The sequence below is a fragment of the Aquaspirillum sp. genome (assembly GCF_055136605.1).
The window spans coordinates 1-11577 of the sequence record NZ_JBSQVP010000066.1 but is presented as its reverse complement, the minus strand read 5'-3'; the positions used below and the strand labels follow the sequence as shown (position 1 = coordinate 11577).

Here is an 11577-nt window from a genome sequence, read left to right as displayed (position 1 = left end):
GAGACCGCCGTCTCGCCAAGGGCGGCTGTAAATACGCCTGATGTTGGAAATGGGATCAACCATGCTCTCGTTTCACAATAAAGCCTTCGACTTCAGTCGCGGGTTATTTACCGCGGGGATATCAAAACTTCTTTGCCAAACGTGCAGCCTTTCCAAAGTTCAATAAGTTAGGAATGCCCACTCTTTGAAAGCGGGGAGGAGGTCAAACTGGGAATGCACAGAAACGATGCCAGTGCCAACCACGGCGATGCGATTAAAATTGCTATAATGGGCCGCGTGACAGCCTATTCCTTTTACAGACAGCGACTTTTGCATGACTGACTTCGATTCTTTGGCCCAACACCGACTCCATCTTGCACAAGAGGTATTACATACCGAAGCCGACGCTATTCGCGTGCTGGCACAACGCCTAGACCACACTTTTTTAGCGGCAATCGAAGCCATCTTACATTGTCAAGGTCGCGTGATTGTGACGGGAATGGGGAAATCGGGTCATATTGCACGCAAAATTGCTGCTACCCTTGCCTCAACTGGCACACCAGCCTTTTTTATTCACCCTGCTGAAGCAGCACACGGCGATTTGGGGATGATTACAGATGGCGATGTGGTATTGGCCTTGTCTAATTCGGGTGAATCAGAAGAAATTGTCGCCCTTCTCCCCAGCTTACGCCGTAAGAACATCACCTTATTGGCAATGACCGGCCGCCCGCAATCCACACTGGCTAAAGAAGCTGACTATCATCTGAACGCAGCGGTAGATCGCGAGGCCTGTCCACATAACCTTGCCCCCACCACCAGCACCACCGCCGCCTTAGCCTTCGGTGATGCCATCGCCATGGTATTGCTCGATGCACGCGGTTTCCAGCCAGAAGATTTTGCGCTATCCCATCCCGGCGGCAGTTTGGGCCGGCGTTTATTGGTGCATGTCTCAGACATCATGCATCAGGCTGATGCGCTGCCAGTGGTAACACCAGACACGCTATTACGCGATGCGTTAATGGAAATTAGCCGCAAAGGGTTGGGCATGACAGCGGTGGCCGATCAGCAAGGCATATTATTGGGGGTTTTCACTGATGGGGATTTACGCCGCGCCCTCGACCGCCATGCTGATGTACACGCTACCTTGGTCGGCGAGTTGATGACCACCCGTCCACGCACGATTGCCCCCCACCGTCTGGCCGCTGAAGCGGTACAACTGATGCAAACCCATAAAATATTCAGCCTCTTGGTGTGTGATGAACAACAACGTTTGTTGGGCGCGCTCACCATGCACGATTTATTGCGTGCTGGCATTGTGTAATAAAGACATTTTTTGTTGTGATTGGATAAGCAATGCAATCTGTATACACCTTAGCACGCGATATTAAATTGCTAATTCTTGATGTCGATGGCGTGCTAACCGATGGCTCGATTTATTTCACGCCACAAGGCGAAGAAATCAAAGCTTTTAATACACTGGATGGTCACGGCCTAAAAATGTTGAAAGACAGCGGGGTTGAGTTGGCAATTATCAGTGGCCGCAGCGCGCCCTGTGTTGAACATCGTGCCCGTAATCTTGGCATCACCCATCTCTATCTCGGTTATGACAGCAAACGCAGTGCTTTTGCCGATCTACTCGCACAGACAGGGTTAAACGCAGAACAATGTGCGTATATCGGCGATGATGTGATTGACCTACCCGTGATGCGACAAGTGAAATTGGCCGTTGCTGTACCACATTCGCCGAATATCGTCCGCAGCCATGCTCACTATGTGACGGGTGCGGCCGGTGGACGGGGTGCGGTGCGTGAGCTGTGCGAGTTGATTATGCAAGCGCAAGGTACGCTCGACCACGCACTCGCCCCCTATTTGGCCTAAATCATGTTACAAGCCTCGCCGCGTCTTTTTCCTTTGTTGTTGGTTGCCCTACTCGCTGCCATCACCTTTGGCTTAGAAAGCTTGATTGGATGGTTGGCGATCAGCCCACCGCCAAACAGTCCCAACACCGAGGCCTATCGGATTGAAGACTTTCGCGCCAGTGAATTTGGCATAGATGGACAGTTGATCCAACGTTTAGATGGCAAGGCAATATGGCAATTTCCACAACAAAATGTCGTTTACTTCACTGCGCCACACTATCGCCGCTTTGAACAGGGTAAATTGATCGGTGAATTAACCGCACAACAAGCGCAGTATCACACTGAACAAAAAACTGCTGAATTTAGGGGGGCTACGCGTCTTGTGCGCCATGCCCACGCCGGTCGTCCCGAGGCAATCTTAGAAACCCAAGCGTTAGAAGTCGATGTTGAAAAACGGGTCGCCCGTTCCAAACAGCAGTCGGTGTTCCGTCAAGCTGGCTCAACTGTCGAATCCGCTGGTTTTATCTACCATGATGCCACAGGACAAGTCAGCCTTTCTTCACGTCCCCAATCGCGGGTAAAGATCATCCATGAACCGAAACCTTCCCCTTAAACTCGGCCAACTGCTTTGTCTGGCGGCCTGTTTCACCAGTGCGGCAGCATGGGCAGAAAAGGCTGACCGCACGCAACCGATTACCATCGAAGCCGATAGCGCCAATTTAGATCAACAAAAAGGTCAAATGGTGTATGAAGGCAATGTGATTTTGACGCAGGGCAGTCTTTTACTCAAAGCCAGCAAAATCGTGGCAACGGACAAAGGCAATGGTCAACAACAAGCCACTGCCGTCGGTAGCCCTGCTTATTTTAAGCAACGCCTAGATGCCAAAGACGGGCAGGCGGCAGAATGGGTTGAGGGCCAAGCCAAACGGATTGATTACGACAGCAGCAGCGAAGAAGTGCGCCTCGTCGAACAAGCCCGTATTAAGCGTGGCCAAGACAGCGCCGTCGGCCATAGCATCACCTATCACGGCAAAACCGAAGTCTTTCAGGTCAATGGCGGTGGCAAAAATGGCCGCGTTACCGTGATCTTGCAGCCAAAGAGTAAGCCATGACCCCTCAGAGTGTGCTTTCTGTGCGCCACCTACGCAAAACATATAAAAAGCGAACGGTGGTGCAGGATGTGTCTTTAGACATCAAAAGTGGTGAGGTAGTTGGCTTGCTGGGCCCCAATGGGGCTGGAAAAACCACCAGTTTTTATATGATTGTCGGTTTGGTGGCGGCGGATGCCGGGCATATTTTCTTAGATGATCGCGACATCAGCACCTTGGCCATGCACCAACGCGCCCGTCTTGGCCTTGGTTATTTGCCACAAGAGGCCTCGATTTTTCGCAAAATGACCGTCGAAGAGAATATCTTGGCGATTTTGCAAATTGCCGGCGGCCACCACAAAGACAATCATGCCCAGCTCGATTTACTGATGGAAGATCTCAACATCAGCCATCTGCGTGAACACAGTGCGCTGTCTTTGTCTGGCGGCGAACGGCGACGGGTTGAAATTGCGCGTGTCCTCGCGACACGACCACGCTTTATTTTGTTGGATGAACCGTTTGCTGGGGTCGATCCGATTGCGGTGATTGATATTCAAAAAATCATCAGCTATCTCAAAAGCCGTGGCATTGGTGTCCTGATCACCGATCACAATGTACGCGAGACACTGCGAATCTGTGATCACGCCTACATCATCAGCAATGGCAGCGTTTTAGCCGCCGGCTTACCGCAACAGCTCGTTGATAATGAAGAAGTCCGCCGTGTCTATCTAGGCGAGCATTTCCACCTCTAGGAATCTGGCCCTTGATGAAGCAAAGTTTACAACTCAAACTCAGCCAACAACTGACGCTCACCCCACAGTTACAACAGTCTATTCGTCTGTTACAGCTGTCAACGGTTGAGTTACAACAAGAAATCGAGCAGTTCTTGTTACAAAACCCGATGTTGGAACGAGTTGATGAGTATGAAGCCCCGAGCGACATCGAACCGGCACACCCACCACACGACGCTGTCAACGAACCCTCAGACACCAATCACGACAGTCCCAAAGAAGACCTGAGCGAGACACATCTCGAATTGGATTATGGGGGGGACTGGGGTAACAGCAGTGGTTTACCTCGTGATGAAGATGAAGACTTCGACCCTCATGGCCGATTGTGTCACGAGCCAACTTTACGCGAACATCTGTTAAGCCAATTAGCCGAGCATGTCTTAAGCGCACGCGACCGCGCCATTGTCACCTTGCTCATTGAAGCCTTAAATGAACAAGGCTATTTAGAAGACAGTCTAGACCACCTCGCTGCCGAGTTGTCAGAAGAACTCGCCACCGAAGCGGATGAACTACTGGGTGAGTTACAAGTTGGGCTGTCTCTGTTGCAACAATTTGAACCAGCGGGGGTTGGCGCACGCAATTTGCATGAATCAATGCGTTTACAGTTGCAAGCACAGCCCCATTCAGCGATTCGTAATTTAGCTCTTGAAATCAGCCAACAACATCTCAATCTGTTAGCTAACAGGGATTTTTCCCGCCTGCGCAAGCTCACCGGACAAGATGACCATGCCCTAAAAGCCGCGCAGCAGCTCATTGCCAGTTTGAATCCTTACCCTGCCGCGGGTTTTGGTGGAGAAGAAACGCGTTATGTTGCTGCTGATATTGTGGTTCAAAAACAAGGCGCAGCATGGGTCGCACGTCTTAATTCAGCCGCGATGCCACGCTTGCGCGTCAACAGCCTCTACGCCAATCTCCTCAAACAACAACGCGAAAGCGGAAATGCCCTAAATGGCCAGCTACAAGAAGCACGCTGGCTGGTGCGTAATATCCGCCAACGTTTTGACACCATTCTCCGCGTGGCAGAAGCCATTGTGATCCGGCAACAAGCTTTTTTTGAACATGGCGAAGAAGCGATGTTGCCCTTGGTGCTACGAGAAATTGCCGAAGAACTCGGCTTGCACGAATCAACAATTTCTCGCGTAACCTCACAAAAGTTTTTATTGTGTCCGCGTGGACTCTTTGAATTGAAATACTTTTTTGGTAGTGGCCTTGAAACAGACAGTGGAGAGAGTTGCTCTGCCACGGCGATCAAGGCAAGATTAAAGAAACTGATACAGGCAGAAGACCCGAAAAAGCCGCTGTCAGATAATACACTGGCCGAGTTACTGTCTCGTGAAGGGATACAAGTTGCGCGGCGTACGGTGGCAAAATATCGTGAGGCCTTGCATTTACCACCAGCCAACCAACGTAAAGCACTCTAGTGTGCGGTATACCCAAGGTTTATATTGATTTGGTAAAGGAAGTCTCGGCTTCCAATGGCTCGCAACCATTACTGCGCTACCCGTGGCAAGTCCGTTCGGTAACGATGGCGCTGTGTCTGGAAGGGTTCCAGACGCAGTCGGGAAAGTCAGGCCTGCTACGCTGCTTATAGCAACAGGAACAAAACATTGCGTACAGCCACGCATTTTTTGGAAAGCAAAAGGACATGAACCTTAACATCAGCGGCAACCATCTTGAGGTCACTCCCGCCCTGCGCGACTACATCGTGTCCAAACTCGACCGTATCACTCGTCACGTTGATAACGTGATCGCGGTGAACGTGATTCTGTCGGTGGAGAAATTGGATCAGAAAGTCGGTGCAAGCTTGCACTTGAAAGGGAAAGATATCCATGTCGAAGCCACCCACAGCGATATGTACGCTGCCATTGATGCGATGGCGGACAAACTTGATCGCCAAGTGTTGAAACACAAAGAAAAAATCACCGAGCACCATGCCGAGCGGCCAGTGATGGATTCCTCTGTGTAAGCCCTGATTTAACGGTCAATTCTTAGGTGCCGGTCTAGTCTGCCGCACCATGACAAGCGGGAACTCTGAGTTCCCGCTTTGCCTATGCGCTGCCAATCCCTGAAAACCGGCGTACAATCCAGCAGTTTTTCTGATTCGGATGTTCGTAATGAGCCTTATCGCCAAGATTCTGCCAAGCGACCACATCGTGCTTGACCTTGATGTGGCAAGCAAAAAGCGGGTTTTTGAGCAAGTGGGAATTCTGTTTGAAAATAGCCACGGCATTGCCCGTAGCGAGGTTTTTGACAGCCTCTTTGCTCGCGAAAAACTCGGCTCAACCGGTTTAGGACAAGGTGTAGCTATTCCACATGGCCGCGCCAAGGGATTGAAAGAAGCCGCCGGCGCTTTCGTGCGTTTGAAAACGCCTATCCCATTCGATGCTCCTGATGGCAAACCGGTGCAAAACTTATTTGTTTTGTTAGTACCGGAACAAGCCACTGACTTACATCTGCAAGTCCTCTCCGAATTAGCCCAACTGTTTAGCAGTCGCCAGCTACGTGAGGCACTGTTGGCAGCGGACTCTCCCACTACGGCTTATCAGCTCCTCACAGAACGACGTTAACCATGCCCAGTATTACCGTTCGCAAGCTATACCAAGATAACTGTCAAAAACTGAATTTGGCTTGGGTTGCTGGTGCCTCGGGAACTGACAACCGAATTAGCAATGATGAACAGCGGCCAACCCTTGCTCTAGTTGGACATATCAATCTCATCCACCCCAATCGAATCCAAGTTTTTGGGGTTGCTGAAATTGATTACCTCAACCGGCTCTCGGCCGACGATGCCCGTCAAATGCTCGACCAACTGTTTTCGCTCAGTATGGCAGCGGTGATTGTCGCAAATGGTGAACCTGTTCCATCACAACTACGGCAATATTGCGAACGCTATCGCGTGCCATTATTGGCCTCAACCCAGCCCTCGCCTTATCTGATGGATGTGATGCGGATTTATCTGGCGCGCATCTTGGCAGTTTCGACAACCTTGCATGGCGTTTTCCTCGATGTATTGGAAATTGGGGTGTTGATTACTGGTGATAGCGCGATGGGGAAAAGCGAGCTGGCACTGGAACTGATTTCACGTGGACATGGTCTAGTTGCTGATGATGCCGTAGAACTGTATCGGATTGGCCCTGAAACTCTCGAAGCCCGCTGTCCAGATATGTTAAAAGATTTTCTGGAAGTCCGAGGCTTGGGGATTTTAAATATCCGCTCGGTGTTTGGTGAAACGGCTGTACGCCCGAAAAAAGCGCTCAAGCTGATTATTCATTTGGTGAAGGCGAATGACCAAGTGATGCAAGGTCTCGACCGCCTGAACATTCAATCAGAGACGCAAGATATTCTTGGCGTGAAAGTACGGCGAGTCACTATTCCCGTGGCAGCCGGGCGCAACCTTGCTGTGCTCGTCGAAGCCGCCGTCCGCAACTATATTTTGCAGTTGCGTGGCATCGATAGCACCCGAGATTTTATTGATCGGCAAACCCGTATGATGCGTGAACAAGACTATGCAGCTGATTCTGATTAGCGGTTTATCTGGTGCAGGCAAGTCGGTTGCCCTGCACATGCTGGAAGACCTTGGCTATTACTGTGTGGATAACCTTCCCACCGGCTTCTTAGCACGCATTATCCTGTTATATCAAAAATACAATTATCAACGGATTGCCATTAGCGTTGATACCCGCAGCGCCCCGATGCTATCGCAGCTGCCGGCGGCCATGAGCAGTTTGCGTAAGCATGGCTTTGATGTGCGTCTATTATTTTTAGATGCGCAAGACGCCACCCTGATTCGACGCTATTCCGAAACCCGCCGCCGCCATCCGCTGTCACAACAAGGTTTAACCATCCCCGAATGTATCGCTAAAGAACGCGATATGTTGGGCGACTTACATTCACTAGGACACCGAATTGATACCAGCGCCTTAAGCGCCAATCAGCTGCGAAGCTGGGTGCGACAATTTGCCGATGCCGATACCGCACCACTGACCTTGTTATTTCAATCATTCGGCTTCAAACACGGTGTGCCACTTGATGCAGATTTTGTGTTTGATGTCCGCTGTTTACCAAATCCCTACTACGATCTTACCCTGCGGCCTTTAACGGGCCAAGATGCCCCTGTCGCGGCATTCCTTGAACAGCAGGCGACAGTGGAGCAGATGTACCAAGACATTCACCAATTTGTGTCACGCTGGCTACCACAGTTTAATCAGGATAATCGCAGTTATCTTACGATCTCGATTGGCTGTACTGGCGGACAACATCGTTCTGTTTATTTAGCAGAACGGCTGAGTCGCACTTTTCCAAATGAACAGGTTTTACTGCGCCATCGGCAATTACCACCCACGCAAGCATGAAACACCCCCTCGGTTTGGGTGATGTGTTGTGCATCCTTTTCTTTGGTGCCGTGGTATTGGCCCTATTCAATTGGAGCTGGCAACATGCCCCCGCCCAAGAAGCCATCGTCCGTGTTGGTGGTAAAATTGAACATCGGCTGTCTCTGCGTCTAAACCAAACGGTGACGGTCAAAGGTGCCCTAGGCCCGACAGAAATCGAAATTCGCCAAGGTCAAATTCGTATCAGCCGCGACCCAAGCCCACGTCAATACTGTGTCCAGCAAGGTTGGTTGCAACGCGCGGGACAAACCGCGATTTGTTTACCGAATCAGGTCAGTATCGAACTGCCAACAGCGACACATTCCCATGACAGTCTCAGTTTTTAGTCTCGCACCAAGCCAACAAGATCAGTACATTGCGCGTTTGGCCTGTTTAGGGATTGTGTTGAGTGTGGTTGAGGCTTATTTCCCTTCCCCGTTGCCGGGGGTCAAACCCGGGTTAGCCAATCTGGTCACTTTACTTGCTTTACAAAAATTAGGCTGGCGGGCAGCCGTAGCCGTGAATTTAATTCGGGTGGTGGCCAGTGCTTTATGGTTGGGGAGTTTATTTACCCCCGGCTTCTTCTTAGCGTTATCGGGTGCCTGTGGCAGCTTACTCTTGCTTGGCATTGCACAATATTTACCGAAACCTTGGTTTGGTTTGATCAGTCTGAGTTTGTTTTCCGCAGCAGGACATCTTGCAGCACAATGCTTATTGGCATGGCTGTGGCTCTTACCCAGTCAAGGCCTGCTGTATTTCCTGCCTTTTCTTGCCTTGTCTGCTTGGCTCACCGCCATTGTCAATGGTTGGCTGTGCCAACGGCTTTTGGAACCTCATCATGCCTCTACCGCGTAATGTTACCCTTGCCCTCACCGGCGCATCTGGGATGCCCTACGGCATCCGCTTGCTTGAATGTTTGATTGCCAGTGGCGTCCCAGCCTATGTTTTATATTCACAAGCAGCACAGGTCGTCGCCAAACAAGAAATGGGATTGACCCTGCCCAGCCGAGCGGCAGATCTTGAACAGCAGTGGCAACAGCATTACCAAGTTGGGCCAGATAAATTACGGGTATTTGGACGAGAGGCATGGTTTGCACCGGTGGCCAGTGGTTCAAATCCACCAGAGGCGATGGTGGTATGCCCTTGTTCAATGGGTACTTTAGCGGCGATTGCACATGGTTTATCCGACAATCTGATTGAACGGGCAGCAGATGTTTGCTTAAAAGAACGTAAAAAGCTGATTATTGTGCCTCGAGAAACGCCATTTTCTACTTTGCACTTAGAAAACATGCTGAAATTGTCTCAGCTTGGGGCAGTCATCTTACCGCCGAGTCCGGGCTTTTATCATCATCCAAAACAGATTGAAGATTTAATTGATTTTGTTATAGCAAGAATTTTGGACCAACTCGATATACCGCATCAATTACAAAAACGGTGGGGAGAAGATTGATGGAAAGAGAAGAAAGCTTGTTGCTGTATTCAGCAGCCACTTTACGACAATGGGAAGAACACGCTGCAGCACAAGGCTTACAACTGATGGCGGAGGCGGGCAGTTGTATCGCTAAATGGATACAACAACATTATCCCCAACCTTCAAAAATTCTCGCGCTAGTAGGTCCAGGTAATAATGGGGGTGATGCCCTTATTGCAGCAGCCGAACTGCGCCAATATGGCTATCAAGTGACCGCGTGGATGCCACAGATACCGAAAAGCCAAGAAGCCAAACAAGCGCTGATCTCGGCACAACTCGCAGGTGTGGTGTTACACCAAACATGGCAACCCCCTTGTTACGATCACGAACTGATTTTGGATGGTTTATTCGGGATTGGATTACAACGTGCTCCAACAGGAGAATGGGCACAACTGATTGCGTGGGCCAATCAACAAACCAGCGCCAAAATAGCGATCGATGTTCCCTCTGGTCTCGATGCGTGGCGTGGCACAGCCTTTACACCCACCTTACGAGCGCAGCACACGCTTACATTCCTTGCGGCAAAACCCGGATTATGGACCGGCGAAGGACGTGATTATTGTGGCAAGATTGATGTATTCGTGCTGTCAGTGGATAAAAATCCAGCGTTGGCCGAAGGTGAAATCAACCGCCCCTCGCTCAGCAGTTTGCAACAATTAGTGCGGTCACATGCCTCGCATAAGGGACGTTATGGCACCACAGCGATTATTGGAGGCAGTGATGGCATGGTGGGTGCGGCAATTTTAGCGGGACGAGCAGCCTTGCTCACGGGTAGTGGAAAGGTTCAACTGTATTGTGTCGCACCGACAGTAAGATACGATGCCGAATACCCAGAATTGATGATGCAAACCGCCGAAGCCAATCAACCAACCAACGGCGATTGTTATGTAGTCGGGCCGGGGTTAGGACAAAGCCAACAAGCCACGACTTTGTTATCACACGCGCTGGATAGTGATGTGCCGCTTGTATTGGATGCTGATGCTTTAAATCTACTGGCACAAAATCCAGATTTGATTAAGCAAATCATGCACCGACAGGCAGAAACGTTACTCACCCCTCATCCAGGAGAAGCGGCACGATTGTTAGGATGGAGTATTGCCGAGATTCAGCAGGATCGTCTTGCTGCATGTCACGCATTGCGACAACGCTACCATTGCCATATTTTATTGAAAGGTGCCGGCAGCCTGATCATGCAACAATCAGGCTATTACCATCTGAATCCAAACGGCAACCCTGGCATGGCGAGTGCGGGACAGGGAGATGTCTTAAGTGGCGTCATTGGTGGACTGGTAGCACAAGGGTTACCACTGTTTACTGCTGCCACTTTAGCAGCACATGTTCATGCCACAGCAGGGGATCAACTGGCAGCACAGGCGGAGGGCTATCTTGGTTTAACAGCCAGCCGCACTGCGCAGCAAATTCCAATCGTTCTGAATCGCTGGATTAAGACCTTGCTTAACCCTTATTAAACAAACTGCCCAATAACCCTAAACCTTGACTGGCAATATCCTGACTGCCATTTTCAGCTAACTGGCTGATAATGGAAGGCAGGAATTGCGCCATAAGGGAGGGCAATTGTGCAACATCTAAGCCAAACTGTTCAGCAAATGCCCCTAATTGGGTTTCAGAGAACACCTGTCCAATTTGTTCAGGAGTGATTGGTAAATTGGTGTCTGTTCCCATCCAAGAAGCAATCACTTCGCCTAAACCTGCCGCTTGAAATTGCTCTACCAAAGCAGGTAAACCACCGTTTTCTTCAATCAGACGCGCCACAGATTGCAGCATATCGCCTTGACCACCGGTCAATTGACCTGCCATACCAAGAACTTGATCAAATAATCCCATGAAATTTCCCTAAACAAGAATGACGATAAAAACACGATATGGGGAAATTTAGCGAAATCACAATGTTTTTCAGACAAAACAAAACCCCCTGACACTGTTGTGTCAGGGGGTTTGATGTTGGGGGCTTGGCGGAGACCTACTTTCACACAGGGATCTGCACTATCATCGGCGCTG

Annotated in this window: 15 protein-coding genes; 14 read left to right on the top strand and 1 reads right to left on the bottom strand. The window is 50.2% G+C overall.

Annotated elements, in window-relative coordinates:
* Positions 1-313: 313 nt before the first annotated feature.
* The 14 genes from ACTBZS_RS10325 to ACTBZS_RS10260 all read left to right on the top strand — a co-directional run bounded on the left by ACTBZS_RS10325 (position 314) and on the right by ACTBZS_RS10260 (position 11027).
* A complete protein-coding gene (locus ACTBZS_RS10325; RefSeq protein ID WP_460431236.1) occupies positions 314-1300 on the top strand; it encodes a KpsF/GutQ family sugar-phosphate isomerase in 987 nt (328 codons plus the stop codon).
* 32 nt (positions 1301-1332) lie between these two features.
* Positions 1333-1857 carry a 3-deoxy-manno-octulosonate-8-phosphatase KdsC gene (gene kdsC, locus ACTBZS_RS10320; protein ID WP_460431237.1) on the top strand — a complete coding sequence of 175 codons (525 nt, stop codon included), beginning with the start codon at positions 1333-1335 and terminating at the stop codon, positions 1855-1857.
* 3 nt (positions 1858-1860) lie between these two features.
* Complete coding sequence (gene lptC / locus ACTBZS_RS10315) at positions 1861-2451, top strand: LPS export ABC transporter periplasmic protein LptC (protein ID WP_460431238.1); 591 nt, start codon at positions 1861-1863, stop codon at positions 2449-2451.
* Positions 2429-2950 (top strand): lipopolysaccharide transport periplasmic protein LptA, encoded by a 522-nt coding sequence (gene lptA / locus ACTBZS_RS10310; protein ID WP_460431239.1) that lies wholly within the window; start codon positions 2429-2431, stop codon positions 2948-2950. The genes lptC and lptA overlap by 23 nt, the downstream gene beginning before the upstream one ends.
* Entirely contained in the window at positions 2947-3678 is a 732-nt protein-coding gene (lptB, locus tag ACTBZS_RS10305) for an LPS export ABC transporter ATP-binding protein (protein WP_460431240.1), read from the top strand. Before lptA ends, lptB begins: the two co-directional genes overlap by 4 nt.
* Positions 3679-3692: 14 nt before the next feature.
* Entirely contained in the window at positions 3693-5138 is a 1446-nt protein-coding gene (locus ACTBZS_RS10300) for an RNA polymerase factor sigma-54 (RefSeq protein ID WP_460431250.1), read from the top strand.
* Between the two features lie 224 nt (positions 5139-5362).
* Positions 5363-5683 (top strand): ribosome hibernation-promoting factor, HPF/YfiA family, encoded by a 321-nt coding sequence (hpf, locus tag ACTBZS_RS10295; RefSeq protein WP_022652874.1) that lies wholly within the window; start codon positions 5363-5365, stop codon positions 5681-5683.
* Positions 5684-5831: 148 nt separating this feature from the next.
* Positions 5832-6284 carry a PTS IIA-like nitrogen regulatory protein PtsN gene (gene ptsN, locus ACTBZS_RS10290; RefSeq protein ID WP_460431241.1) on the top strand — a complete coding sequence of 151 codons (453 nt, stop codon included), beginning with the start codon at positions 5832-5834 and terminating at the stop codon, positions 6282-6284.
* A 2-nt stretch (positions 6285-6286) separates the two neighbouring features.
* Complete coding sequence (gene hprK / locus ACTBZS_RS10285; RefSeq protein ID WP_460431242.1) at positions 6287-7243, top strand: HPr(Ser) kinase/phosphatase; 957 nt, start codon at positions 6287-6289, stop codon at positions 7241-7243.
* Entirely contained in the window at positions 7224-8069 is an 846-nt protein-coding gene (gene rapZ / locus ACTBZS_RS10280) for an RNase adapter RapZ (protein ID WP_463044055.1), read from the top strand. Before hprK ends, rapZ begins: the two co-directional genes overlap by 20 nt.
* The gene (locus ACTBZS_RS10275; RefSeq protein ID WP_460431244.1) at positions 8066-8434 is read left to right on the top strand and encodes a NusG domain II-containing protein; all 369 of its coding nucleotides are present in this window, start codon (positions 8066-8068) and stop codon (positions 8432-8434) included. Before rapZ ends, ACTBZS_RS10275 begins: the two co-directional genes overlap by 4 nt.
* Entirely contained in the window at positions 8415-8942 is a 528-nt protein-coding gene (locus tag ACTBZS_RS10270) for a Gx transporter family protein (RefSeq protein ID WP_463044054.1), read from the top strand. Before ACTBZS_RS10275 ends, ACTBZS_RS10270 begins: the two co-directional genes overlap by 20 nt.
* The gene (locus ACTBZS_RS10265; protein WP_463044053.1) at positions 8926-9537 is read left to right on the top strand and encodes a flavin prenyltransferase UbiX; all 612 of its coding nucleotides are present in this window, start codon (positions 8926-8928) and stop codon (positions 9535-9537) included. Before ACTBZS_RS10270 ends, ACTBZS_RS10265 begins: the two co-directional genes overlap by 17 nt.
* Entirely contained in the window at positions 9537-11027 is a 1491-nt protein-coding gene (locus ACTBZS_RS10260) for an NAD(P)H-hydrate dehydratase (protein WP_463044052.1), read from the top strand. The genes ACTBZS_RS10265 and ACTBZS_RS10260 overlap by 1 nt, the downstream gene beginning before the upstream one ends.
* Here ACTBZS_RS10260 and ACTBZS_RS10255 read toward each other — a convergent pair.
* Positions 11014-11403 carry a YidB family protein gene (locus ACTBZS_RS10255; RefSeq protein ID WP_460431248.1) on the bottom strand — a complete coding sequence of 130 codons (390 nt, stop codon included), beginning with the start codon at positions 11401-11403 and terminating at the stop codon, positions 11014-11016. The genes ACTBZS_RS10260 and ACTBZS_RS10255 overlap by 14 nt on opposite strands.
* Positions 11404-11577: the final 174 nt, after the last annotated feature.